At 63.2% G+C, this 24,989-nt stretch carries 26 protein-coding genes; 9 read left to right on the top strand and 17 right to left on the bottom strand.

From position 1 onward, the window contains the following. Nucleotides 1-16 precede the first annotated feature (16 nt). The 8 genes from M5B42_RS09230 to M5B42_RS09195 form a co-directional block, all read right to left on the bottom strand. Nucleotides 17-3,670 carry a transporter substrate-binding domain-containing protein gene (locus M5B42_RS09230; protein WP_248745624.1) on the bottom strand — a complete coding sequence of 1,218 codons (3,654 nt, stop codon included), beginning with the start codon at nt 3,668-3,670 and terminating at the stop codon, nt 17-19. An 8-nt stretch (nt 3,671-3,678) separates the two neighbouring features. Then, nucleotides 3,679-4,308 carry a response regulator transcription factor gene (locus M5B42_RS09225; RefSeq protein ID WP_040064687.1) on the bottom strand — a complete coding sequence of 210 codons (630 nt, stop codon included), beginning with the start codon at nt 4,306-4,308 and terminating at the stop codon, nt 3,679-3,681. Nucleotides 4,309-4,640: 332 nt separating this feature from the next. Further along, the gene (locus tag M5B42_RS09220; protein ID WP_248745623.1) at nt 4,641-5,063 is read right to left on the bottom strand and encodes a response regulator; all 423 of its coding nucleotides are present in this window, start codon (nt 5,061-5,063) and stop codon (nt 4,641-4,643) included. A 241-nt stretch (nt 5,064-5,304) separates the two neighbouring features. Further along, nucleotides 5,305-6,636: a deoxyguanosinetriphosphate triphosphohydrolase gene (locus tag M5B42_RS09215; protein ID WP_103499313.1), complete on the bottom strand. Its 1,332-nt coding sequence runs from the start codon at nt 6,634-6,636 to the stop codon at nt 5,305-5,307. A gap of 95 nt (nt 6,637-6,731) precedes the next feature. Beyond that, nucleotides 6,732-7,895 (bottom strand): EAL domain-containing protein, encoded by a 1,164-nt coding sequence (locus tag M5B42_RS09210; RefSeq protein WP_103499314.1) that lies wholly within the window; start codon nt 7,893-7,895, stop codon nt 6,732-6,734. 122 nt (nt 7,896-8,017) lie between these two features. Then, entirely contained in the window at nt 8,018-8,359 is a 342-nt protein-coding gene (locus M5B42_RS09205) for a hypothetical protein (RefSeq protein ID WP_177103000.1), read from the bottom strand. Further along, complete coding sequence (locus M5B42_RS09200) at nt 8,356-8,733, bottom strand: phage holin family protein (RefSeq protein WP_248745622.1); 378 nt, start codon at nt 8,731-8,733, stop codon at nt 8,356-8,358. The genes M5B42_RS09205 and M5B42_RS09200 overlap by 4 nt, the downstream gene beginning before the upstream one ends. A gap of 1 nt (nt 8,734) precedes the next feature. Continuing rightward, nucleotides 8,735-9,049: a DUF883 family protein gene (locus M5B42_RS09195; RefSeq protein ID WP_103499317.1), complete on the bottom strand. Its 315-nt coding sequence runs from the start codon at nt 9,047-9,049 to the stop codon at nt 8,735-8,737. 355 nt (nt 9,050-9,404) lie between these two features. Between M5B42_RS09195 and M5B42_RS09190 the strand changes: the two genes are divergently transcribed. The 7 genes from M5B42_RS09190 (at nt 9,405) to M5B42_RS09160 (ending at nt 14,925) form a co-directional block, all read left to right on the top strand. Continuing rightward, on the top strand, nt 9,405-10,613 hold the full coding sequence (locus M5B42_RS09190; RefSeq protein WP_103499318.1) for an ammonium transporter: 1,209 nt from the start codon (nt 9,405-9,407) through the stop codon (nt 10,611-10,613). Nucleotides 10,614-10,688: 75 nt separating this feature from the next. Beyond that, a complete protein-coding gene (locus M5B42_RS09185) occupies nt 10,689-11,795 on the top strand; it encodes an acyltransferase (RefSeq protein WP_103499319.1) in 1,107 nt (368 codons plus the stop codon). A gap of 2 nt (nt 11,796-11,797) precedes the next feature. Then, on the top strand, nt 11,798-12,769 hold the full coding sequence (locus tag M5B42_RS09180; RefSeq protein WP_248745621.1) for an acyltransferase family protein: 972 nt from the start codon (nt 11,798-11,800) through the stop codon (nt 12,767-12,769). A gap of 74 nt (nt 12,770-12,843) precedes the next feature. Then, nucleotides 12,844-13,080 (top strand): glutaredoxin family protein, encoded by a 237-nt coding sequence (locus M5B42_RS09175; protein ID WP_103499321.1) that lies wholly within the window; start codon nt 12,844-12,846, stop codon nt 13,078-13,080. 166 nt (nt 13,081-13,246) lie between these two features. Further along, complete coding sequence (locus M5B42_RS09170; protein WP_100940593.1) at nt 13,247-13,447, top strand: hypothetical protein; 201 nt, start codon at nt 13,247-13,249, stop codon at nt 13,445-13,447. A gap of 150 nt (nt 13,448-13,597) precedes the next feature. Then, on the top strand, nt 13,598-13,930 hold the full coding sequence (locus M5B42_RS09165; RefSeq protein ID WP_100940592.1) for a transcriptional regulator: 333 nt from the start codon (nt 13,598-13,600) through the stop codon (nt 13,928-13,930). 104 nt (nt 13,931-14,034) lie between these two features. After that, nucleotides 14,035-14,925, top strand: coding sequence for a pseudouridine synthase (locus tag M5B42_RS09160; protein WP_248745620.1), 891 nt, complete (start codon nt 14,035-14,037; stop codon nt 14,923-14,925). A gap of 12 nt (nt 14,926-14,937) precedes the next feature. On the opposite strand, the gene M5B42_RS09155 is transcribed toward M5B42_RS09160, so the two are convergent. From M5B42_RS09155 to mobA, 3 genes are all read right to left on the bottom strand, one after another. Further along, nucleotides 14,938-15,393 carry a type II 3-dehydroquinate dehydratase gene (locus M5B42_RS09155; RefSeq protein ID WP_177103006.1) on the bottom strand — a complete coding sequence of 152 codons (456 nt, stop codon included), beginning with the start codon at nt 15,391-15,393 and terminating at the stop codon, nt 14,938-14,940. Nucleotides 15,394-15,541: 148 nt separating this feature from the next. Further along, nucleotides 15,542-15,763 carry a YgdI/YgdR family lipoprotein gene (locus M5B42_RS09150; RefSeq protein WP_103499324.1) on the bottom strand — a complete coding sequence of 74 codons (222 nt, stop codon included), beginning with the start codon at nt 15,761-15,763 and terminating at the stop codon, nt 15,542-15,544. A 109-nt stretch (nt 15,764-15,872) separates the two neighbouring features. Next, nucleotides 15,873-16,472, bottom strand: coding sequence for a molybdenum cofactor guanylyltransferase MobA (gene mobA, locus M5B42_RS09145; RefSeq protein ID WP_248745619.1), 600 nt, complete (start codon nt 16,470-16,472; stop codon nt 15,873-15,875). A gap of 83 nt (nt 16,473-16,555) precedes the next feature. On the opposite strand from mobA, the gene moaB reads away from it, so the two are divergent. Continuing rightward, on the top strand, nt 16,556-17,095 hold the full coding sequence (gene moaB / locus M5B42_RS09140) for a molybdenum cofactor biosynthesis protein B (protein WP_248745618.1): 540 nt from the start codon (nt 16,556-16,558) through the stop codon (nt 17,093-17,095). Nucleotides 17,096-17,117: 22 nt separating this feature from the next. Then, nucleotides 17,118-18,305 carry a gephyrin-like molybdotransferase Glp gene (gene glp / locus M5B42_RS09135; RefSeq protein WP_248745731.1) on the top strand — a complete coding sequence of 396 codons (1,188 nt, stop codon included), beginning with the start codon at nt 17,118-17,120 and terminating at the stop codon, nt 18,303-18,305. Nucleotides 18,306-18,460: 155 nt separating this feature from the next. Here glp and fnr read toward each other — a convergent pair whose 3' ends face one another. From fnr to M5B42_RS09105, 6 genes are all read right to left on the bottom strand, one after another. Next, nucleotides 18,461-19,195 (bottom strand): fumarate/nitrate reduction transcriptional regulator Fnr, encoded by a 735-nt coding sequence (gene fnr / locus M5B42_RS09130; RefSeq protein ID WP_103499328.1) that lies wholly within the window; start codon nt 19,193-19,195, stop codon nt 18,461-18,463. Between the two features lie 184 nt (nt 19,196-19,379). After that, nucleotides 19,380-20,762, bottom strand: a complete 1,383-nt coding sequence (gene hemN, locus M5B42_RS09125) for an oxygen-independent coproporphyrinogen III oxidase (RefSeq protein WP_103499329.1) — start codon at nt 20,760-20,762, stop codon at nt 19,380-19,382. 82 nt (nt 20,763-20,844) lie between these two features. Beyond that, nucleotides 20,845-21,528 (bottom strand): sulfite exporter TauE/SafE family protein, encoded by a 684-nt coding sequence (locus M5B42_RS09120; protein WP_100940583.1) that lies wholly within the window; start codon nt 21,526-21,528, stop codon nt 20,845-20,847. Then, nucleotides 21,521-21,736 carry a cbb3-type cytochrome oxidase assembly protein CcoS gene (ccoS, locus tag M5B42_RS09115; RefSeq protein ID WP_103499330.1) on the bottom strand — a complete coding sequence of 72 codons (216 nt, stop codon included), beginning with the start codon at nt 21,734-21,736 and terminating at the stop codon, nt 21,521-21,523. Before ccoS ends, M5B42_RS09120 begins: the two co-directional genes overlap by 8 nt. A 188-nt stretch (nt 21,737-21,924) precedes the next feature. Continuing rightward, on the bottom strand, nt 21,925-24,330 hold the full coding sequence (locus M5B42_RS09110; protein ID WP_248745617.1) for a heavy metal translocating P-type ATPase: 2,406 nt from the start codon (nt 24,328-24,330) through the stop codon (nt 21,925-21,927). Nucleotides 24,331-24,444: 114 nt separating this feature from the next. Beyond that, complete coding sequence (locus M5B42_RS09105; protein ID WP_103499332.1) at nt 24,445-24,984, bottom strand: FixH family protein; 540 nt, start codon at nt 24,982-24,984, stop codon at nt 24,445-24,447. Nucleotides 24,985-24,989: the final 5 nt, after the last annotated feature.

Here is a 24,989-nt window from a genome sequence, read left to right as displayed (position 1 = left end):
TAGCCAATGTCCGCTGTCAGGTGTGCTCCTGGCCGGGCATTTTTTCAGGCGGCGGGCCGGTGTGCTCGCGCAAGGCCGTTTCGAGTTCGAGCAAGGCCTGCACAATCGCCTGCCGGGCGCTTTCGATCTGCGGTCTTGGAGCGTCCTCCTGGCATTGCTTTTCCAGGATTTCGCAGTGTTCCACCAACGCGTTGGCCTGGGCGATCCGCGCCGCGCCCTTGATCTTGTGGGCCATGTCGATGAGGGGGACCAGGTCACCGCTGATGGGCAGTCCGAGCAGTTCCTCGCGGTCCGCCTGGCAACTGCTCAGCAGCTCGTCGATCAAGCGACGCATCAGCAGCGGCTCGCCCCCGGTCAGGGCGTGCAGGCCGTCGAGGCTGAAGGCGGCCTGGCTCGGACGCGGGCGCGGCGTGACGTCGGCGAGTTTCTGGTTGAGGGTGGTCAGGCTGATGGGCTTGAACAGGCAGTCGTTCATGCCGGCTTCCTTGCAGCGGGTGCGTTCCTCGGGCTGGGCGTTGGCGGTGAAACCGAACACCGCGCAGGCCGGGAGGTCATGGCGGGCTTCATGTTCGCGCAGGCGGCGGGTCATCTCGTAGCCGTTCAGGACGGGCATGTTGCAGTCGACGATCACCAGGTCGAAATGCCCGTCTTTCCAGGCCTGCAAACCGGTTGCACCATTCTGTGCGGTGCTGAACGAGTGGCCGAGAAAGCCCAGTTGCTGGCACATCAACAGGCGGTTGGCCGGGTGGTCGTCCACCACCAGGACATTCAGCGCCTGCAGCGCCGGGGTCAGTTCCGGATCGCGCCGGGCGGTGCCTTGAGTGGCTTCGAGGCAGTCCAGTTCCAGGGCCACCACCACTCGGGTGCCTTCGCCCGGCACGCTGGACAGGCTCAGGGTGCCACCCATCATTTCGCACAGGCTGCGGCAGATCACCAGGCCCAGGCCGGCGCCGCTACGGGCCAGGTGGCCGGAGTTGTCGGCCTGTACAAAGGGCTCGAACAGCCGGGCCTGATCGGCGGCGCTGATGCCGATGCCGCTGTCCTGGACGGTCAGGGTCATGTTCGTCCGTTGCGCCACCGCGGTGGGCTGCATCTGCAACGAGATGGTGACCTGGCCCTGCTCGGTGAACTTGATGGCATTGCTGATCAGGTTGGACAGGATCTGCTTGAAGCGCAGGGGATCGATCAGGATGTCGCCGATGTCCTGGCGTTCAGGCAGCTGCACCACCAGGTCCAGCTGTTTCTGCCGTGCCAGGCCATCGAAGACCCGGACCACCGATTCCACCAGTTCGCCGAGGTTTACCCGCTCGGGGGACAGGCTCAGGCGACCGGACTCGATGCGGGCGATATCGAGGATATCGCCGATCAGTTCCAGCAGGTCCTTGGCCGAGTTGTAGGCGACTTCGATGGCGGGGCGATCGAGGTGGCCCTGGTCCGCGCGCTTGAGGGTCAGTTCTAGCATGCCGATCACCGCGTTCATCGGTGTGCGGATTTCGTGGCTCATGGTTGCCAGGAAGGTGCTCTTGGCCCGGTTGGCGCTGTCGGCCTGGTCCTTGGCCGCGCGCAGTTCTTCGAACAGTTCGCGGCGTTCGCTGATGTCGATCCAGCCGCCGATGATGCCCTGCACCTCGCCCAGGGAGTTACGGTAGGGCAGGATCCAGTGATAGATGGTCATCCGGCGGTCGCCGATATGCAGGGTGCGGTCGCAGATCTGCGCCGTGCCTTCGTCCATCACCCGCTGGTAGTCGGCCTGGTATTCCCGGGCCTCGAAGGCGTTGCCCTGGTAGGCGTCCATGACCCGCTTGCCGATCACATCCTCGAGCTTGGTCGAGAAGGCTTGCAGGTAGCTGTCGTTGCAGGTCTGCAACAAGCCTTCGCGATCACGCACATAGATCGGGTGCGGGGTGCCGTTGACCAGCGCGCGCATGAATTCGAACTGGTCGCTCAGGGCCCGCTCGGCCAGTTGCCGTTGTCGGATCTGCCGGCGCATGTAGGCGTTCCAGCCCAGCGAGAGCAGCAGCAGCGCGCCGGCCCCCATGACGATCTGCAGGATCAGCCGATGGTAGTTGCGCCAGTAGCTCTCGGACGATGGTGTGTAGCCGCGCCAGCGACTGTTGATGATGCCCAGTTCGTCCGGGGCGATGCTCAGCAGCGCCTTGTCGAGAATCGAGCCCAGCTCCGTGGCCCCACGGGCAGTGGCCAGGGCGAAGATCGCCTGCTGGGTGCCGATGGTCGCGCTGATCTGCAGCTTGTCGTCGAAGGTTTGCGAGGCGATCAGGTAGTTGGCGATCACCAGCGAACTCACCGCGCCTTCCGCCTGGCCCTGGGCGAGCAGTTCGACCGCCTTGAGGCTGTCGTCGGTTTCAATCAGCTTGATCTGCGGGAAATCGCTGCGCAGGTAGTCGATCAGCGGGTTGCCGCGGATCACCGCCAGGCGCCGGCCCTGCATCTGGTCGAGGTTGTTGACGTTGTCGCGGCCCTTGGCCGTCAGCAGCACGAACGAGTTCTCCATGTACGGCCGGCTGAAATGCAGGATGTTCTCGCGTTCATTGGTCGGGCTGACGGCGGCGATAATGTCGGCCTGGTCGTTTTTGATCCGGTTGATCATGTCGTCCAGGCTGCGCGAGCGCTGCACGTCGAAACGCAGGCCGGTGCGCAGGCGGATCAGTTCCAGCAGGTCGGCGGTGACGCCACGGAAACTGTTGTCGGCATCGAAGAAGGTGATCGGCGCCAGGGCTTCGTTGACCACCACGCGGACCACCGGGTGCTCCTTGATCCAGCGTTCTTCGCGCGCGGTCAGTTGCAGCTTGTGGTCGGTCAGCAGGATGTCGCTGCCGGCGCTCCAGCGGTGGGCGATACTCTCGCGCTCGCTGGTGGGGATCGCCTTCAGGGTGGCGTTGACGGCGCCCAGCAGGGCGGCGTTGTCACCGCGCACGGCAAAGCTGAAGCCGTAGGCCTCGTGCTTGCCGAAGTTGGCCATTTTCACATTGCGCAAATAGCCCTTGTTGATCAGGTAGTGGGTCGAGATGGTGTCGCCGAGAAACACGTCGGCCTGGTCGAACGCCACGGCGTTGAGCGCGTTCAGGTAGGACGGGTAGAACTGCAGCGTGGCGTTGGGATAAAGGCTCTTGATCTCGTCCAGTGGCAGGTAGTGGTAGACCATGCTCAGGCGCATGCCCGCCAGGCCATCGCTCAGGGCGCGGGTTTCGTTTTCACGGGTGACCAGCACCGGCTGGTCGATGGCGTAGGGGGTCGACAGCGCGATGTTCTTGTTCACCGCCTCGAAGCCGTTGGCGCTGCCGAGCAGGTCGATCCGGCCTTGTTCGAGGGCACTGATGGCGGCTTCGCGGGTGGCAAAGCTCTGCACCTTGATTGGCAGGCCCAGGGCCTTGGCCAGGATACCGGCGTAGTCGGCGGTGATGCCTTCATAGTCATGGCCGCTGACGGTCATGTCGAAAGGCGGGTAGTCCGGGGCGGAGGTGCCGAGCACCAGCTCGCGCTTGTCCTCGACCCAGCGCCGTTGCTCCTTGTCCAGCACGACCTCCATGTGGCTGGCGCTTGAACGGCTGAGTAATGAGAAGTGGGTGATACCCGGGGTCTCTGCAAGCGCTGACAGGCACAGGCACAAGCCTGTGATCACCATCAGATAGTCCTTTATGCGCATGGGCATTGGTTTTCTCACACTACCGCGTTGCGTTTGGCCATCTCGATAAGCTCTACCAGGGATTTGGCCTTGAGTTTTTGCATAAGTCTTTTCTTGTAGGTACTGACGGTCTTGTTGCTGAGAAACATACCCTTGGCGATTTCCTTGTTGGTCCGGCCCTGGGCAAACAATTGCAGGACCATCAGTTCCCGATCATTGACGAGTTTGAAGAGTTCGATCTCCGGATTCTCCGGCCCCTCTTTTCGAGCACCGATCAACGCCTGGCTTGGGAAATAATTATAGCCGGACAGTACCGCCTTGATCGCACTCAGCAACTCGCTCAAGTCTTCGGCCTTGCAGACATAACCCGAGGCGCCGGACTGCATGCAGCGCATGGCGAACAGGTTGGGCGTCTGCGCCGTCAGCACCAGGGTCTTGAGCGGCGAATTCATTGCATTGAAGCGGGCCAGCACCTCCAGGCCGTCGAGTTTGGGGATACTGATATCGAGGATCACCAGGTCCGGCATGCATTCGCGGACCATTTGCATCGCGTCGACACCGTTATCGGTTTCCCCGACTATTTCATAACAATCTTCTTGTTCCAACAATATCCTGATGGCCAGGCGGACAACGGGGTGGTCGTCGACGATAAAAACCGAGTTCATAATAAAGTCCCATACGAGCTGTTTGGAAAGCGCGAACCTTAGCTCAGTTGGACAAGCGGGCGCATGAAGGGAAGGCCCTACAGAGGTAGTATAGGAATATTCCTACTTTAAATAGGGTTTCGACTTACGCATGACGCAAGTTTGAAAGGGAAGAGCCGTTCAGTATTGAATGGGGTGGTTATACGGAATGGTTGATGCTTTATAAATTCTTATAATGTTTTGGGAAATGTCCTACTTGCTGGTAGGCATGTTTTTGCCATTGCCGCCCCCGGGGCGGAGTCGGGGCAGGGGGGCAGGTCACGTCGGCGCGCCGGGATGAGGCTCGGCGATGGCTAGGGCTCGGCAGGGCCGCGTACCTCATGCGGGTAGCGATCCAGGCCCAGGGCGCTCTGCAGGTCCGGGCCGTTCAGCGGTTTGCTCAGGCAGCCGAGCAAGGGCAGCCGTCGCTCCAGCGCGAGGGCGCTGAGGGCCGCGAGTTCTTCGCTGCTGAGGCTGCTGAGCAGGATCGCCTGTTTGATCATGCCGCTGCGGCAGGCGGTTTCGATCAGGTCCAGCCCGAGGACGTCCGGCAGGCACTGGTCGCACAACATCAGGTCGAACGGGGCGTGCGCCGAGTTCAATGCACTCATGGCTTCCCGGGCGTTGAGCGTCGGCGTCAGGGCGTGGAAGCCATAGCTGTTGAGCAGGCTCTGGGTGGCGGCCAGTTGAAAGGGGTGATCCTCTACCAGCAACACGCGTAAGTTGTGTTTGGGCATGGTGTTTTCCGGGCGACCTGTCGGCTCGGGACAAGGCTACATAGATAGGCGCTGTGTAGGAAAATATGCCTGGAATCGGGCGCTTGTTGAATGGCAGGTCAGCTTGAGTGTGGGCGGCAGACATAAGAGGAAAGCAATTATTTCAGTGGGTCGAAACCATGATCAATCAGTTCATTCTCTCGCCGATGTAGGTTTTATCTCGCTAGACAGCCCGCCCTGATCAGGGGCGGGCGGCTGGGGTTTATACCGGGCTGGAGCGACCGGTCATTTCCCGGGCCATTTCACTGGCGTAGCTGTCGGTCATGCCGGCGATGAAGTCGATCACCCGCAGGAACGAGCTGTGCAGCGGCCACTCGGGCCGGGGGGCGCTGTTGCCGAGCAGGTCGAGGATGCGCCGATGCTTGAACGACGGCGTGCGTCCGCCGTGTTGTTCCAGGGCCGCGCCACAGAAGGCGTTCAAGAGGATTTCCAGGGTGGTGTAGGCGCCGATCTCGTGGAGGGTCTTGCGCTTGTCCTGGAAGATTTTCTTGCGGGCGATGTCCTTGGCGTTGAGCACGCAGCGTTTGGCCGGGCCATGCATATGCTCGACCAGATCCCCAGGCAGGGTCCCGGCCAGCAGTGCGTCCTGTTGCTCGACGAAGGCCCTGGCCGCGGCGTTGGTCAAGTGTTCGATGGCCTTGCCGCGCAGGATCGCCAGCTTGCGTCGACGGGAGTCCTGCGGCCCGAGTTGCCGATAGGTTTCCGGCAGGTCGTCGCCCACCAGGCCGAGCAACAGGGACTCGACCTCGGCATACTCGAGCAGGTCCATTTCCAGGCCGTCTTCCAGGTCGATCAGGGCGTAGCAGATATCGTCGGCGGCCTCCATCAGGTAGACCAGCGGGTGGCGCGCCCAGCGTTGTTCCTCCAACTGTGGCAGGCCGAGCTTGTGGGCGATCTGCTCGAGGATCGGCAGTTCGCTCTGGTAGCAGCCGAACTTGTGTTTCTTGTAGCCCAGGGAATCGGCGTGGCGCGCCGTCCACGGGTACTTGAGGTAGGTGCCGAGGGTGGCGTAGGTCAGGCGGGTGCCGCCTTCGAACTGGTGATATTCCAGCTGGGTCAGGACCCGGAAGCCCTGGGCGTTGCCTTCGAAATTGAGGAAGTCATTGCCTTCGGCCACGCTCATGCCGTCCAGCCAGCCGCGCCCGGCCGCCTGCTGGAACCAGTGGCGAATGGCGTCCTCGCCGGAATGGCCGAACGGCGGGTTGCCGATGTCATGGGCCAGGCAGGCCGATTGCACGACCATGCCCAGGTCGCTCGGTTCGCACCAGTCGGGCAGGGCATCGCGCAGGGTTTCACCGACGCGCATACCCAGGGAGCGACCGACACAACTGACTTCCAGCGAGTGGGTCAGGCGGGTGTGGATATGGTCGTTGCTGGTCACCGGGTGGACCTGGGTCTTGCGCCCCAGGCGCCGGAAGGCTCCGGAGAAGATGATGCGGTCGTGGTCTTTGTGGAAGGGGCTGCGGCCCAGTTCTTCAGGGCTGTGCAGCGATTTCCCGAGACGTTCGCGGGTAAGCAGGGTGTGCCAATCCAAGGCGGGGCTCTCCGTCGGTGACTGATGCCCCAGCTTCCCGTTTAGTGTGCTGGCCTGCAAGCAAAACTGTGCAAGTAAACCTGTGCAGGCAAACCTTATAGGCCGGCGGCGTCGATGTCGATCAGCAGCAGCCGCTGGCCGTTGCCGAAGAATTGCCCGGCGGTCAGGCAATACTGGTTGCTGGTGGCGTCGCGATAGGTGCTGGAAAGGATCAGACGGCGCTCGTCCCAGCCTTCGGCCAGCAGGTGATAGAAGTAGGGCCGCCAGGACCAGTTGTGGCCCAGGTAGCTGCTGTCGGCCTGCCAGGCATTGTGGCGCCATTCCAGATTGGGCGTGAGCTGGGTGCCGTGGCGATCGCACTGGTAGAAACGCAGCAGCCAGGGGTAACCGTCGGGCCGTGGCAACTGGCTGAGCGGTGCCTGGCCCTGGGCCCAGCTCTGCAGTGTGGCCATGAGCCCGCCCAGTTGCTGGCGCAGGTTCATCAGGCGCGCGCGCTCGGCCAGCTTCTGCTGCACATAACGCTCGCGCAGTTCGGCGAAGCGGGCGACAAAGGCATCGGTGGCAAAGAAGTCCAGTTCGGCCTTGGCGAACAGATAACCCTGGACGTAACGCGAGCCGCATTCCAGGGCGAAATTCAGCTCGGCCTCGGTTTCCACGCCTTCGGCGATGATCCAGCAGCCGGTCTTTTCCGCCATTTGCGCCAGGGCCTTGACCACTTCGCTGCTGGGACCGCCGCGCGCCGCGGCCTGGAACAGGCGCATATCGAGCTTGAGAATGTCCGGCTGCAAGGCCAGCACGCGATCGAGTTGGGAATACCCGGCGCCGAAATCGTCGATGGCAATCCGTGCGCCGGCCTCTCGATAGCGCTTGACCACTTCCGCCAGGCGCAGGCTGTCGCCCCCCAGTTCGGTGATTTCGAAGACGATGCGCCGTGGGTCGACAGCGTACTGCGCCAGTTGCTTGAGGCTCGGCAGGGCCTGGCCATTGCTCAGGCGGCTGATCCAGCGCGGCGACATGTTCAGGCTCAGGAACCAGTCCGGGGGCGCTTCATGCAGCCGGCTGAGGGCGTTGTCCCGGATCTGCCGGTCCAGGCGTCGCAGTGCGGCGGAGGGGGTTCGCGGATCGGCGAACAGGGGGCCCACGGAGGTCAGTTGTCCATTGTCCTGGCGCAGTCGGCCAAGGGCCTCGACACCGGCGATACGGCCGGTGGCGGTATCGATGAACGGCTGAAAGCAGGCGAGCGGTTGCCCGTCGATCACGGTGCCTCCTTGGGCTGGGTCTTATAGGTCTGGCTGCGGCGGGCAAGGCAGATTGAGCGCGAGCCCGAAGGTTCGCGCTCAACCCGATGGCTACTGCAAGAATGCAGCCAGCTTTTCTGACGTCAGGGTTTGGACGCGGTGCCCCGCAGCGCCAGCCGAATCAGCGGCAACAGGCTGGCCCCCAGGCGCGCCCAGCGCGACAGGCTGTCGACGCCGCCGCCCTTGGCGCCCCTGCCGCTCATGAAACCCAGCAGCGTGACGATGCCGATTCCCCACAGGGGCGCGTGCTTGAGGCCGAGGTTGGCCTGCCAGTTCTGGCCCAGGCCACGCATGCGCTGCAAGGGTTGCAGCAGTTCCCGGGACTCATGGCGGATTTCCTGGCGATGCATTTCCATGCGCAGGCGGATCAGCGCCTTGCGCATATCACGCCGGGTATGGAGGTGCGTCAGGTCGGGCAGGCTCATGGCAGCAGTCGCTCGCGGTCGTTGGCCAACTCTTCAAGGGTGGCATGGAAGGGCGACGACTCATCGAAGATCGCCGCTTTCAGGCGCAGGGCGCAGAACAGCGCGGCCATGCAGTAAAACACGCAAAGGCCGATGATCCCGGCCAGGCGCGCGGTGTCCCAGAGCAGGATCAGTACCAGCGCCGACAGCCCCACTAGCAGCAACAGGCCGAACACCAGGGTCAGCCCGGCGAACAGCAACAGGCTGACGGTCCGGGCCTTCTGCTCCTGGAGCTCGATGCCGAACAATTCAACATGGCTGTGCAACAGGCCGAGGAGCGCCGCACCCAGGCGGCGACTCGAGGCGCCGCTGCCGCTCGATTCATCCCCGGCCATATCAGCGCCGCGTCGCCAGCAGGCCGACGATAAAGCCGATACCGGCGGCAATCCCGATGGACTGCCAAGGTTTGGCCTGGACATAGGCTTCGGTCGCGTCGACCGCCGCCTGGCCGCGATCGCGCAGGGAGGCTTCGGTCAGTTGCAGGGTTTCGCGGGCCTTGAGCAGGCTTTCGTGAATCTGCGTGCGCAGCTCATCGGCCTGGTCGCCGGCGAGACTGGCGGTGTGCTCGAGCAGGCGCTCGGTGTCGCTGACCAGGGTCTGGAAATCCGCCATCAGTATCTCTTGAGCCGTCTGTGCCGTTTTGCGAGCCATTATGTTCTCCGTGAAAAGCTATCTATGAAAAAGCGTCCGTGAAAAGTCTGTGCAGGTTTCGAGTGTGGACCCGGGCTGAAGGTTCACTGCGATCGGCTGGTACAGCTTTTGCTTTGTGCTGGTGCGTTGTGCCGGGCATGTGCGCTGTATTTGGGCGCGCTAGGGCCCTGGCCTGCGAAAACCATACCTCAAATAATCAAAAAACGCGGAAAAAACCCGAGGGTTCCTCGCGCTGCGTGTTTCGTCCTGCGCCAAAGCGGTTCGCTCTCGGCTCGGGGTGGCGCCAATCTGGTGCGAAATGCGTAGTAATTGAACTGCTTTGGTGCTTTTCCCTGACTTCAGGTCTGCCGTCTCCATGGAAAATTTGCAAAGCGCTGTGGACACTCTGGTCCACGGTTCCAACACCCTGTTCATTCTGCTCGGGGCGGTCATGGTCCTGGCCATGCACGCCGGTTTCGCCTTTCTCGAGGTCGGCACCGTTCGGCAAAAGAACCAGGTCAATGCCTTGTCGAAAATCCTCAGCGACTTCGCGATTTCGACCCTGGCCTATTTCTTTATAGGTTACTGGATTTCCTACGGTGTGAGCTTTTTACAGCCGGCGGCGCAAATCAGCGGCGACCACGGCTATGGCCTGGTGAAGTTCTTTTTCCTGCTGACCTTCGCGGCGGCGATTCCGGCGATCATTTCCGGCGGGATTGCCGAGCGTGCGCGGTTTGCCCCGCAGTTGTGCGCCACCGCCCTGATCGTAGCCTTTGTCTACCCGTTTTTCGAAGGCCTGGTCTGGAACGGTAACTTCGGCCTGCAAGCCTGGCTGCTGGCGCGCTTTGGCGCCAGCTTCCATGACTTCGCCGGCTCCGTGGTGGTGCACGCCATGGGTGGCTGGCTGGCGCTGGCGGCGGTGCTCTTGCTGGGGCCGCGTCAGGGGCGCTACCGCGAGGGGCGGTTGGTGGCGTTCGCACCGTCGAGCATTCCGTTCCTGGCCCTGGGGTCGTGGATCCTGATCGTCGGCTGGTTCGGCTTCAACGTCATGAGCGCGCAGACCCTGCAAGGGGTGAGTGGGCTGGTGGCGGTCAATTCGTTGATGGCGATGGTCGGCGGCACGGTGGCGGCGCTGATCATCGGCCGCAACGATCCGGGTTTCCTGCACAACGGCCCCCTGGCCGGGCTGGTGGCGATCTGTGCCGGTTCCGACCTGATGCACCCGGTGGGCGCGCTGGTGACCGGCGTGGTGGCGGGCGGCTTGTTCGTCTGGTGTTTTATCGCGGCCCAGAGCCAGTGGAAGATCGACGATGTGCTTGGCGTCTGGCCGTTGCATGGCCTGTGTGGGGTCTGGGGCGGGATTGCCTGTGGGATCTTCGGCCAGCAGGCGTTGGGCGGCCTGGGTGGCGTCAGCCTGGTCAGCCAGTTGATCGGCACCGGCTTGGGGGTGGTGGTGGCCCTGATCGGTGGCTTTGCCGTGTACGGCGCGATCAAGGCCGTGCATGGCCTACGCTTGAGCCAGGAAGAGGAGTACTACGGGGCCGATCTGTCGATCCACAAGATCGGTGCGGTGAGTCAGGACTAATCCGACTCGGTTCGCTATGATCAACCCCAGATCAGGGGGGGCGTGTGGCCAGGTTCCCGTCGAGCGGAGAGGTCTATGGAGCGTCTGTATTCACTGCAAGGCTTGAGGGGCGCGGCAGTGCTGGGCGTGGTCTTGTTCCACATGGCGGCGGTCGAGCACAAGTACTCCGGCGGCGATACCTTGCTGCCGGCGTGGGTGGATTTTTTCCAGCTGGGTGTCGACCTGTTTTTTGTCATCAGCGGCTTCGTCATGGTGATCGTCACCCGCGGCCGCTTCCAGGATCGGGTCCAGGCCCAGCGTTTTCTGTTCAACCGGGTCTCGCGGATCTACCCCAACTACTGGCTCTACTTCTTTATCACCCTGGCGGTCTATCTGGTCCAGCCGATGCTGGTCAACAGCTCCCACGGCGGTTCCAACCTGTGGCTGTCGTTCCTGCTGCTGCCCAATGATCGGGTATTGCTGGTGATGGTGGCCTGGTCGCTAGTGTTCGAGTTGTGGTTCTACCTGGTGTTCAGCCTGCTGCTGGGGTTTCGCGAGCGTGGCTTGCCGCTGTTGCTGCTGGCCTGGGCGGTGGCGCTGGTGGCGTTCAACCTGTTGGACTCCTGGCGCGACTATTCCTCGGCCCTGAAGATTATCCTGCACCCCTATGCACTGGAATTCATTATCGGCAGCGCGGCGGCGCTGTTCTTCTATGGTCGGCACAGTGCAAAAGTACCGAACGCCGTGCTCTGGCTGGTCCTGGCGACGGCGCTGGTGCCGGGTTTTGCCTTGATCGGGCACTATGAACTGTTCTCTACCGAGGGCTTGCCGAGGATGCTGTGGGTGGGGCTGGTATTCGGCGCCCTGACACTGTCGCTGGCCTTGCTGGAGCGGCGCCAGTTGATCCGTTGCCCACGCTTTCTGGTCTTCACCGGTGATATGTCCTACACCATCTATCTCTCGCACTTGCTGGTGCTCGGCGTCGTGGGCCGGGCCTGGCAGATCATCGGCAACTGGCCGACCCATATCGAGGACAATCTGGTGTTCCTGGTCCTGATGATGCTCGCGGTCTGGGGTTACGGCTGGGTCGGCTACTCGTTTTTTGAAAAACCGGTGCTCGATCGGGCGACAAGCTACTGCAAGCGACGGTTTCGGACCGTCTCCTCCCACAAAGCGTCCGATCCGTTGCCGGACGGCAAATGAGGATGGCTAAAGTCCTCAACGGCAATCTGGATGCCTTGAAAGTCCTGCTGGCGATATTTGTCGTGGTGTTGCATTGCCATTTCATGGGCGGCAACTACACCGCGGTGGGTTACTTGCTGTGCAATGGCTTGTTCCGCGTGGCGGTGCCGACCTTCTTTGTCATCAACGGTTACTACCTGTGGCAGACCCTCGCCTCCGGGCACTCGTTTGCGCTCTGGTTCAAGCGTGGCCTGCAGTTGTATCTGCTCTGGATGCTGGTCTACAGCCCGATCTATGCGAGCTTCGCCGACCTGGGCAGTGTCGGCGGCGTGCTGGGAATACTGAAGCAGTTCGTGATCGGTTACTTCCACCTCTGGTACCTGGTGGGCATGCTCGGTGGCGGCCTGATCCTCTACCTGTTGCGCAATCGACCCACGGGCCTGCTGCTGGCGCTGGCGTCGAGTGCCTTTGTGGTCGGCCTGGTGCTGCAATATGCCCGGGTCTATTTCGAGCTGCCCAACGCCTTTCTCCAGCATTTCAACCAGAACGACTACACCGCGCGGAATTTCCTGTTCATGGGCTTTCCGTTCATGGCGCTGGGGTTTCTCCTGGCCCGTCACGGCGTGCCGGAACGGGCTACCCGGGGAAAGGTCTGCCTGGCGTTGGCGCTCGGCCTGGCCCTGCTGTTGGGCGAAGCCTGGCTGAATTACTCGCATCAGGCCGATGCCCGGCAGAACTTCGATTTCCTGGCATCGTTGCCGCTGGTCACGTCGGCGTTGTTCCTGTTGCCGTTCGTGTTTTTCCGCGCTTCCAGCAGCAACCTCAACGCCAAGTTGTCCTCCGCGCTCTACTATGTGCATCCGTTGTTCCTCTACGGGGCGTTGTCGGCGGGACTGGCGTACGGCAATACCCTGACCGCGGTAGTGCTGCTCCTGGCTTTAGTCGCGGCACCATTGCTGATCCTCGTCAGCCGGCGTGTGCGCTTCCTGCTCTGAGGGCCGTGTCGTCGCTCGACTGGCCCGGATGACGGACCTAGAATAAGTCTTCATCCTGTCCCGGACCCCTTGCCATGCTTCCTGAATGCCAGCTGTTCGGCACCCTGGGTTGCCATCTCTGTGAAGTCGCCGAAGCCCTGCTGATGCCGCTGGTCGATCACGGCCTGATGGTGGAACTGGTGGATATCGCCGCCGATGAGGCCTTGTTCGATGCCTATGGCTTGCGGATTCCGGTGCTACGCCGGGCGGACACCAGGGCCGAGTTGGACTGGCCCTTTGATGTCGAGCAGGTCGTGGCCTTTCTACGCTGAAGCGATCTATCTCGCTCCTGTCATATGCCTGCTGCACCCTTGTCGGGTGGTGGTGGCGCTTCTGTTTCATCAAATTACCTGCGGTTGCGCTGGAAAAACGACTGTGCTTACGTCGCTGCATGACGTTTGAGGCAGCACGTTCCAGTGGTGCAAGGGAGGAAATGAAATGAAAGGGAGGTCCATTCTGCTGGTCAACCAACTGGGCGGTCGCAAGTTCCTGGCCACCGTGGTGGTTGGCGTAAGCACCGCGGCGTTGACCTGGTATGGAAAGATCGATGGTGGGACCTACGCCATGGTGATCCTCGGCACGGTGGGCTCGTTCATCGGCGGCAACGTCTATGGAAAAGTCCATCCCAGGGAATCATGAGGGCTGCCGGCAGGCGGCAATCGGTTGGCGGGTCATCAAAAAATCAGTTACTGTATGTTTATACAGTTTTCGTTCCGGTGTTGGGACAGGATGCCCACCCTGACGTGCGCACCCGGGAACGGAATCCAGAGAGATTAAGAGGGTTAAAGCATGCTCAATGTCGAACAATTGAAATCCAGCGTGAACCGCATGTCCGCTGATGTGGTGCGCGAGGCGGTACTCGAGTTGCGCCTGGACGGGCTGGTAACGGAAGGCAAGACACCGTTCAACAAGTTGCATTTCAACACCTGTTTCGCGGAAATCGAAGCCCTGTTCCAGCGCGCGGGTTATCACCGGCAACTGGATGTGGTGGGTTACCAGGGCTTGTTGTATGCCCTCTACGATCCGGGGCGCTGGGAGGCGGTGGATGTGTTGCGCTGGCTGAAGGACTACACCGAGGCGGCCGGTGCAAAGCTGCTGGGTAGCAAGATCGCTTCGGGCTGAGGCACGGGCAAGGCGACGGGCATCGCGATTGCGTTACCGCGAGCCTAGGTTCTGCCGGGGTCTTGCGGGATAATGCCGGCTTGCCCAGCCGTTCGAGTCCTGTCATGTCCGCCTTGCCCTTCAATGCCGCCGAGCACCAGGCCAGCACCTTGTACCTGCCACCCGGTTCGTGGGCCACGGTGCTGGACTGCCTGTGCGAACATTTCAAGGCGATCAGCCGCGAGCAATGGCTCGATCGCATTGCCCGCGGCCGGGTGCTGGACGCCGAGGGCGTGGCCATCAGCGCGCAGTTGCCTTACCGCGAAGGCCTGCGCATCCACTATTTTCGCGAAGTGCCGAACGAGACGCCGATTCCGGTGAGGGAGACGATTCTCTACGCCGATGAACACCTGGTGGTGGCGGACAAACCGCATTTCCTGCCGGTCACGCCGGCCGGCGAGTATGTCGAGCAGACCTTGTTGCGACGCTTGATCCACCGTCTGGACAATCCGCACCTGGTGCCGTTGCACCGGATCGACCGGCACACCGCCGGCCTGGTGCTGTTCTCGGCCAATCCCGCGAGCCGTTCGGCCTATCAGGCGCTGTTTCCGACCCGGCAGATTGAAAAGCGCTACGAGGCGATTGCCCGTGCCTTGCCGAGCCTGTCGTTCCCGCTGGTGCACAAAAGCCGCCTGGTGGAAGGCGAGCCGTTTTTCCGCATGCGCGAAGGGGACGGTATCAGCAATACCGAAACCGCTGTCGAGGTCGCTGAAAAAAATGGCGAGCTGTGGCGCTACGGGCTGTATCCGGTGACGGGCAAGAAGCATCAGTTGCGGGTGCATATGGCGGCTCTTGGCGCGGGCATCTGCAACGACCCGTTTTATCCACAGGTGCTCAAGGAGGCCGTGGATGACTACGCCAACCCTCTCAAGCTGTTGGCCCAGGGCTTGCGTTTCATTGATCCGATCAGCGACCGGGAGCGTCGCTTCGAGAGCGAGATCGTTCTGCACTGGTGACACCGACGGCCGTCAGTAGCAGGCCTGGGCTTGGGCCTGAGCCGCGCTCACCGCGGCCCGCAAACCCAGCAGGTAGCTGTCGACGCCGAAACCGCAGATCTGGCCCCGGGCCACTTCGGCCAGCACCGAAGGCTGGTGCAAGGGTTCGTTGCGATTGATATTGGCCATGTGCAACTCGATCACCGGCACCGACAAGTGCGCCAGGGCGTCGCGAATATCGTAGCTGCTGTGGGCCCAGGCACCGGCATTGATCAGCACCGCGTCGACCTGCTCGCGGGCGCCTTGGCGAATGCGGATGCACATCGCCCCCTCGCTGTTGGTCTGGAAACTGGTGACATCCACGTCCAGTTCCCGGGCCAGCGTGCGCAGGCGCTCGTCGATCTGTTCCAGGGTGATGCCCGCATGGCGGATCGGCTCGCACTTGCCGAACAGATGGTGGTTAAGGCCGTGCAGCATCAGGACTTTCATGATTCAGCCACCGGAAGAGAAATGGGCTCGAGTGAGGGATTCCCATAGAATAGGCCGTACCCGCGGGTTGTGCCTGTACGTCGCCGCCGTCGGGAAAAAAACGACGGAGCCCGCGCAAGGCGGGCTCCGTATTGAAAGCGTAGAGGCCTTACAGCTCTTTGACGGTCCGCACCTGGTCCTTGTTGATGCGGGTCTTTTTACCGTCCAGTTGCTTGAATTCGTAGAACCCCGAGTCTTCGTCGTATTTCGGGGTGTCCACCGCCTGGATTTCACGTCCGTCATTCAAGGTGATCACCGTCGGCGACGAGCAACCGGCGAGGCCGGCCAGGGCGGTTGTCAGCAGGAGTGCGGCAAGAGTCCGTTGCGTCATGGTACTTCTCCGGAAAGGGTGTTTTTTGAGAATAGCGTTAATAGATGTCAGAGCCGATGGATTACAACACTGATTGAAGTTTCTGACGGATATAGGCTCAGCAAGTTCCTTATGAGGGGGCATCAGGCGAGTGATCCGGCGATTGCAGCAGCTCCGGGGTATTCAGATTGGCCAATCGGGGATCATCCGGCGGGCACTGCAGGGCCTGGGCCCGCAGTTGCAACATGACCTTGCGCGGACTGCGCTCGCCCAGGGCCCAGGCGCTGTCGAAGACCCCTGCGTGGGCAGTGGGGATCACACATAACAGCGGTTCCCAGTGTTCGCCCTGGCGCAGCATCAGCGGCCGGCTCGGATCGCGGCGAACGGCCTCGAGTATGGCCGTGAGCAAGGCGGCGTCGATTTGCGGCACATCGCAGGGCAGTACCAGCAAATGCCCATGGCGTGCCGCCGCGAGGCCCGCGCGAATGCCGGCCAGGGGGCCGGGAAAATCGTCGCTGTCGTCGCTCACCAGCCGGTCGGCATAGGCCGCATAGCGCTCCGGGTTGCGGTTGCAGGAGATGATCAGGTCATCGGTGAACGGCCGCGCCACGGCATGCAGATGGGCGATCAACGGTTGCCCGCGCCACTCCAGCAGGCCTTTGTCCTGGCCGCCCATGCGTTGGCCGCGACCGCCGGCCAGGAGCAGAATGGAAAAGTCGTTTACGGACATGGGCAGTGGTCTCGGCAGCAGCGATCAAAAGGGAGGCTGTGATATAACACCGGGCTGTTCCTCTCTACAACTGGACCGAGCCTATGAAAGCCAAGGCTGATACACCTTTCGTACCGCTGAACATCGCGGTCTTGACCGTCAGTGACACCCGTACCTTTGAAACCGACACCTCGGGGCAGGTCTTCGTCGACCGTCTGACCGCCGCCGGGCACCGCCTGGCCGAGCGGGTGTTGCTCAAGGACGACCTCTATCGGATTCGCGCGCAGGTCGCTACCTGGATCGCCGAAGACGTGGTCCAGGTCGTGCTGATCACCGGCGGCACCGGTTTTACCGGGCGCGACAGCACCCCGGAAGCCGTGGCCTGCTTGCTGGATAAACAAGTCGACGGCTTTGGTGAACTGTTCCGGCAGATCTCCGTGGCGGATATCGGCACCTCCACCATGCAATCCCGGGCCCTGGCCGGCCTGGCCAACGGCACCCTGGTCTGCTGCCTGCCGGGTTCGACCAACGCGGTGCGCACCGGCTGGGACGGGATCCTCGCCGAGCAGCTGGACTCGCGCCATCGCCCGTGCAACTTCGTCCCCCATCTGAAACAGGCGGCGCCTTGTGAATCCCTCGGGTAAGCCGGGCAAGCTCGGTGCCTTGATGCCGGTGGAAGTCGCCCTGGCCCGTCTGCTTGAGCTGGCCGAGGCGGCGCCGATCCGTGAGGCGCAGCGTGTGCCGTTGGCCCAGGCCGATGGGCGGGTGTTGGCCGAGGACCTGATTTCCGGTCTCGACCTGCCGCCCTGGCCCAACAGCGCCATGGACGGGTACGCCCTGCGCCTGGCCGATTGGCAGGGCGAGCCGCTGCCAGTCAGCCAGCGGATTTTTGCCGGGCAGGCCCCCGAGCCTTTGCTGCCGGGCACTTGCGCGCGGATCTTTACCGGTGCCCCGGTGCCGGCGGGGGCCGATTGCGTGGAAATGCAGGAAAACGTCGAGGTACTCGCCGATGGGCGGGTGCGCTTTATCGAAGCGCTGGTGGCTGAGCAGAATATCCGGCCCCAGGGCCAGGAAACCACGGTGGGCGAAGTGGTACTCACCGCCGGGACCCGCTTGGGGCCGATCGAGCAGGGCTTGGCGGCGTCCCTGGGCTGTGCCGAGCTGAACGTGGTGCGGCGGGTGCGGGTGGCCGTGCTGTCCACCGGCGACGAGTTGATCGAGCCGGGCCAGCCGCTGGGGCCGGGGCAGATCTACAACAGCAACCGCGTGTTGCTGTGCAGCTGGTTGACGCGCCAGGGTTGCGAAGTGCTGGATGCCGGGATTTTGCCGGATGACCTGGAGGCAACCCGCCAGCGCCTGACGCAGTTGGGCGATGTCGACCTGATCCTGTCCACGGGCGGGGTGTCGGTGGGCGAAGCCGATTTCCTTGGCATCGCCCTGCGCGAGGCCGGTGAGCTGGAGCTGTGGAAGCTGGCGATCAAGCCGGGCAAACCGCTGACCTTCGGGCATTTTCGCGGGGTGCCGGTGATCGGCCTGCCGGGCAATCCGGCTTCGACCCTGGTCACCTTTGCGTTGTTGGCCCGACCTTATCTGTTACGTCGCCAGGGCGTACAGGAGGTCCGGCCCTTGCAGTTCAAGGTGCCGGCCGGGTTTGTCTGGCCCAAGCCGGGCAATCGCCGTGAATACCTGCGCGGGCGCCTGGAAAACGGCCGGGCGATCATCTACCGCAACCAGAGCTCCGGCGTGCTGCGTAGTGCGGCGTGGGCAGAGGGTTTGGTCGAGGTGTTGGAGGAGAGCACCCTGGTGGAAGGTGACTGGGTCAACTTTATTCCGTTGAGCGAAGTGCTGGGTTAGTCCGGCAGGTTCATATGGTGGTCTTGAGGGCCTCTTCGCGGGCAAGCCCTGCTCCTACAGTGCGGTGTCGGACACAAGTCTGAAGCACGCACAAACCTGTAGGCGCAGGGCTTGCCCGCGAAGCTCTTGGCGTCCTCCAGAACGCCACAATCGCATCAGCCCTCCAACGACCCCCCCGCCAGCGCACAGAGCTGGATCGGGTCGAGGATATGCACTTCCTTGCCTTCGGCGGCGATCAGTTCATTGCTCTGAAAACGGGTAAAAACCCGCGAGACGGTCTCCACCGCCAGCCCCAGGTAATTGCCGATCTCGTTGCGCGACATGCTCAGGCGGAACTGGTTGGCCGAGAAACCCCGGGCACGGAAGCGCGCCGAGAGGTTGACCAGGAAAGTCGCGATGCGCTCGTCGGCGGTCTTTTTCGACAGCAGCAACATCATTTGCTGGTCGTCACGAATCTCCCGGCTCATCACCCGCATCAACTGCCGGCGCAATTGCGGCAGTTGCAGGGCCAGTTCGTCCAGGCGCTCGAAGGGAATCTCGCAGACCGAAGTGGTTTCCAGCGCCTGGGCCGACACCGGATAGGTCTCGGTATCCATGCCCGACAGGCCGACCAGTTCGCTCGGCAAATGAAAGCCGGTGATCTGTTCTTCGCCGCCGTCACTCAGGCTGAAGGTCTTCAGCGCCCCGGAGCGCACGGCATAGACCGAGCCGAACGTGTCGCCCTGGCGAAACAGGAACTCGCCTTTCTTCAGTGGTCGGCCACGCTTGACGATTTCGTCCAGCGCATCCATGTCCTCCAGATTCAGCGAAAGGGGCAGGCAGAGAGGGGCCAGGCTGCAATCCTTGCAATGGGCCTGACTGTGGGTGCGCAATTTCACTGGGTCGGACATTTCTTAAATCCTTGTGGGAGAACACACATAAGACGTAAGGGTAACCCAGCTAGGGGCGCTCAGGCCAGCCTGCGCCGAAATGGCGCACCCCTGCCCTGGGTGACCCCCCCCAACTCGGATCCTGGGTTGGCGTGAGTGGCACCGCGCAGGTCCGGGGCCCGGCCGTGGTAAACCGATCGATCCTTCAGATCACCCGCGAGAAACGCTGGCGGTTCTGCTGTTCCAGATAGGCATCGAAGACCATGCAGACCGAACGCACCAGCAGGCGCCCGGCCGGCAGGACCGTGAGGCGCTGGCTGTCGAGTTCGATCAGGCCGTCCGCGGCCATCTCCGTCAGACGTGGCCAGAGCGCGGCGAAATAACCGCCGAAGTCGATATTGAACTGGCGCTCGATATCGGCGAACTCCAGGCTGAAGTTGCAGATGATCTGCTGGATCACGGCCCGGCGCAGGCGGTCGTCGGCATTGCACAACAGGCCCCGGCTGGTGGCCAGTTGCGCACTGGCGAGGGTGTTCTGGTACTGGTTCAGGTCACTGCTGTTCTGGCAGTAGAGGTCGCCGATCTGGCTGATGGCCGAGACACCGAGGCCGATCAGGTCGCAATGGCCGTGGGTGGTGTAGCCCTGGAAATTGCGCTGCAGGGTCGATTCTTCCTGGGCAATCGCCAGCTCGTCGTCGGGCAGGGCGAAGTGGTCCATGCCGATATAGCGGTAACCGGCGGCGGTGAGTTGCTCTATGGTGCGGTGGAGCATTTCCAGCTTGTCGGCCGGCGCCGGCAGGTCATCGCTGTTGATCCGGCGTTGCGGCATGAAGCGCTCGGGCAGGTGGGCGTAGTTGAACACCGACAGGCGATCGGGTTGCAGGTTGATCACTTCGTCGACGGTACGGGCGAAGTTGTCCGGGGTCTGCTTGGGCAGGCCGTAGATCAGGTCGATATTGATCGAACGGAATTGCAGGGTCCGCGCCGCCTCGATGATCGCCCGGGTTTCTTCCAGGCTCTGCAGGCGATTGACCGCCCGTTGCACGTTCGGGTCGAGGTCCTGCAGGCCGATGCTGACCCGGTTGAAGCCCAGTTCGCGGAGCAGGCCCATGGTCGACCAGTCGGCTTCCCGTGGGTCGATCTCGATGCCGTAGTCGCCGGAATCGTCGTCCAGCAGGTTGAAGTGCTGGCGCAGGCAGCTCATCAGTTGTCGCAGTTCGTCGTGATTGAGAAAGGTCGGGGTGCCGCCGCCCAGGTGCAGTTGCTCGACTTTCTGCGCCGGGTTGAGGTGACAGGCGACCAGCTGGATTTCCTGCTCCAGGCGTTGCAGGTAGGGCAGGGCGCGGCCGCGGTCCTTGGTGATGACCTTGTTGCAGGCGCAGTAGTAGCAGATGTTCGCGCAGAACGGCACGTGTACGTACAGCGACAATGGCCGCAGGGCCTTGCGGCTGTCACGCAGGGCGTGGAGCAGGTCGAAAGTGCCGACCTGGCTGTTGAACTGTACGGCCGTGGGATAGGAGGTGTAGCGCGGTCCCGCGATGTCGTAGCGGTGGATCAGGTCTGAGTCCCAACGAATGGCGTCGAGCATGCGGGCGTTCCCCCGGATTGGCTGCAATATCCGAAGTCTAGGGGCTGCGCCACCGGGCCATCTTGACCTGAATCAACGGCCGTTAGTGCCCCATCAACCAGTGCTGGTGTGGCCCCGGCAAGGTCCACAGGCCGAACAGGATCACCAGCAGGCCGCCGCTCATGCGCACGCTGCGTTTGCGCAGCACGGCGGTGACCCGCTCCGCCGCCAGCCCGGTGGCCAGCAGCACCGGCCAGGTGCCCAGGCCGAAGGCGAGCATCAGCAGCGCACTGTCGACGGCATTGCCCTGGCTCGCTGCCCAGAGCAGGGTGCTGTAGACCAGCCCGCACGGCAGCCAGCCCCAGAGCGCGCCCAGCAGCAAGGCGCGGGGCAGGCTCGACACCGGCAGCAGGCGGTTGGCCAGCGGCTGGATATGCCGCCACAGGCCGCGTCCCAGGCTTTCGATACGGGTCAGGCCGCTCCACCAGCCGGCCAGGTACAGGCCCATGCTGATCAACAGCAAGCCGGCGATCACCCGCAGAAACAGCGCCGCCGGGCTGCTGGCCACGGCCCAGCCGGCGAGGCCGATCAGCAGGCCGGCGCTGGCATAGCTGAGAATTCGCCCGAGGTTGTAGGCCAGCAGCAGACGAAAGCGCCGGCTGCGTTGCTCCGGGGGAATCGCCAGGGTCAGGGCGCCCATCAGGCCGCCGCACATGCCCAGGCAATGACCGCCGCCGAGCAGGCCGAGAATCAGCGCCGAGACCAGCAGGGGCGCGAGTTCAAGCATGGGGTGGGGCCTTGTCGTGCTTGTCCGGGGTGGCTTTGCTTTCTTCGACGGCTGCGGTGTGGTTCGGGTCCTGGTCGTCGAACAGGATACTGTGGGCCGGACCTTCGAGGTCGTCGTACTGGCCGCTGTCCACGGCCCAGAAGAAGATGTAGACGGCGATGGCCACGATCAGCAGCGCGGCGGGGATCATGATGTAGAGAGCTGGCATGGGAACTCCATGCCCGCGCGGCTCAGGCCGGCAACGGGCTTTGCTTTTTCATAATTTCTCACTTCCAGATCCCGTGAAAACGTAGCGAGCGAAGGAAAGACAAAAACAGGCGAGGAAGCGGAGTTTACTGACTGTAAATGAGCATTCCGAGCCTGTTTTTAACGCAGCATTTCCGAGCGCAGTAGTTTTCACGTGATCTGGCGGGTCAGGCGCAAGGCATTGAGCACCACGGTCAGCGAGCTGATGGACATGCCGATTGCGGCCCACACCGGGGTGACCCAGCCGAGGGCGGCGAACGGCAGCATCAGGCCATTGTACAGGCTGGCCCAGATCAGGTTCTCGATAATGATCCGCCGGGTCCGCCGGGCCAGGCCGATGGCTTGTACCAGGGCGCCCAGGCGATTGGACAGCAGCACCGCGTCGGCGCTGGTCTTGGCCAGGTCGGTGGCCGTGCCCATGGCCACGCTGATATCGGCGGCGGCCAGGACCGGCACGTCATTCACGCCGTCACCGAGCATCAGCACCTTGTGGCCCTGGCGATGCAGGTCCCGCAGTACCTGCAACTTGTCGTCCGGACGGAGGCCGCCCCGGGCTTCATCGATGCCCAGTTCGGCGGCGACGCTGGCGACCATCGGCGAGCTGTCGCCGGACAGCAGCAGTGTGCGCCAGCCCCGGGCCCGGCAGGCTGCCAACAATGCGGGGGCGTCGTCCCGCAGGCGGTCGTCGAGGACAAACCAGGCCAGTGGCCCTTCGGTGTCGCCCAGCAGCAGCCATTGTCCGGCTTCGTCCGGCGTCGGCGGCAGCGGGCTGGCGCCGAGTTCGCAGACAAACGCCGCCTGGCCGATCCGCAGCAACTGCTCGCCGACCCGGCCCTCAAGGCCCAGGCCGGGGGTGCCGTGGACCTCTTCGGCGGCTTGCGGGGCTCGGCCGAAGGCGCGGGCAATCGGGTGCTCGGAACGGTTTTCCAGGGCTGCGGCGAGGCTCAGGCAGCGTTCGCTGTCCAGCTCGCGCAACGGGCGGATGGAACGCAGGGTCAGGCGGCCTTCGGTGAGGGTGCCGGTCTTGTCGAAAATCACCGTGTCGATCTGGTTCAGGCCCTCGAGCACGTGGCCGCGGGTCAACAGCAGGCCGAGCTTGTGCAGGGTGCCGGTGGCGGCGGTCAGGGCGGTGGGGGTGGCCAGTGACAAGGCGCACGGACAGGTGGCGACCAGCATCGCCAGCACGATCCAGAACGCCCGGGTCGGGTCCAGTTGCCACCAGATCAGGCCGATGACCGCTGCGGCGATCAGCGAGAACAGCAGGAACCACTGCGCGGCGCGGTCGGCGAGCTGCGCCAGGCGCGGCTTTTCGCTCTGGGCACGGTCAAGCAGGCGGACGATGGCGGACAGGCGGGTGTCCTGGCCGAGGGCCATGACCTCGACGGTCAGCGCGCTTTCGACGTTCAGGGTGCCGGCGGTGACCGCATCCCCCACGGTGCGCGGTTGTGGCAGGTACTCGCCGGTCAGCAGGGATTCGTCGATGCTCGACTGGCCTTCGATAATCCGCCCGTCGGCCGGCAACACGGCGCCGGGATGCACCAACACCCGCTCCCCCAGGCGCAGTTCACTGAGCAGGATGCGTTCGCTCTGGCCGTCGGCTCCCAGGCGCAGGCAGGACGCGGGTAGCAGGTTGACCAGTTGCGCGGTGGCGGCGGCGGTGCGTTCGCGGGCGCGGCGTTCCAGGTAGCGGCCGGCCAGCAGGAACAGCGCGAACATGCCCACGGCGTCGAAATAGAGTTCGCCAACCCCGGTAATCGCGGTCCAGATCCCGGCGAAGTAGGCGCTGCCAATGGCCAGCGAGACCGAGACATCCATGGTCAGATGGCGGGTGCGCAGGTCGCGAAAGGCACCGCGAAAGAACGGCGCACAGCTGTAGAAGACGATGGGTGTGGTCAGGAACAATGCGACCCAGCGCAGGATGGTGTGCAGTTCCGGACTGAGGTCGATATTGAATTCCGGCCAGGTGGCCATGGTCGCCATCATCGCCTGGAACCACAGTAGGCCGGCCAGGCCCAGTTGGCGCAGGGATTTGCGGTTTTCGCTGGCGAGCTGTTCGCTGGCCTGGTCGGCCTGATAGGGGTGCGCGGCGTAGCCGATATGGCGCAGTTCGCCGAGGATCTGGCTGAGCGGCAACTGGCTGTCGGCCCAACGCACCTGCAGGCGGTGATTGGACAGGTTCAGCCGCGCCTCGGCCACGGCGGGCAGGCCGAGCAGGTGTTTCTCGATCAGCCAGCCGCAGGCGGCGCAACTGATGCCCTCCATCAGCAGGGTCGCTTCGGCGAGTTCTCCGTCATGGCGGACAAAGGGTTTTTGCACGTCGCTGCGGTCGTACAGCGCCAGTTCGTCCACCAGTTGCACCGGCAGGCTTTCGGGGTTGGTCGAGGTTTCGCTGCGATGGCTGTAATAGTGTTCCAGGCCACCGGCAACAATCGCCTGCGCCACCGCCTGGCAACCCGGACAGCAGAACTCGCGGGGCTCGCCCAGGACGACAGCGGTGAAGCGACTGCCGGAGGGGACGGGCAGGGCGCAGTGGTAGCAGGGTGTCGGGGTTGTCATAGGCGCCATCGGTCACTGTAGGAGCCGGCTTGCCGGCGATGGGCCCTTGAACCTGGCATTGCCTGTTCGGACGCCATCGCCGGCAAGCCAGCTCCCACAGAAGCGGGATCGTATTTATTTGCTCTGTTCTTCAGCGCCTTGCAGCGGCTCGTCGCCCAGCTTCAGGTCCTTGTCCTGGCTGATCTGCTCCTCTTCGAACATGCGCCAGGTCTTGTCGCCTTCGACCCCCAGCAACTCGACAAAGCGCCGGCCTTCGATCTTGTCGGCCAGTTGCCCGATATAACGCCCCGGTTCGCTGGCGCTGCGGTTCAGGATGACCTTGCGGTCCTTCTCCGGCTGGGTCGGCGAGATCAGGTTCAGCTCGACACTGGCCGGCTGGCTGTTGCCCAGCAGGCGCAGGTCGACCTCACCGGTCACCTCATCCAGATGCACACTGGCATGCAGCTTCAGGCTCTGGGCCAGCAGTTCGCGGTCCAGGGAACGGTTGATGCCCTTGCCGGCCTCGTAGTAGTTGTCGTTGACCAGGTTGTCCGGGTTCTTCACCGCAATGGTCACCATCGACAGGGTCAGGGTCACCGAGCAGGCCATGATCCCGATCAGGATCCAGGGCCAGAGGTGCTTGTACCAGGGGCTTGCGGCGGTTGCTGCGGGCATCGTGT

The sequence above is a fragment of the Pseudomonas sp. MWU12-2037 genome (genome assembly GCF_023242345.1).
GTDB classification, from domain to species: Bacteria; Pseudomonadota; Gammaproteobacteria; order Pseudomonadales; family Pseudomonadaceae; genus Aquipseudomonas; species Aquipseudomonas gingeri_D.
This window is presented reverse-complemented; position numbering and strand designations above follow the sequence as displayed.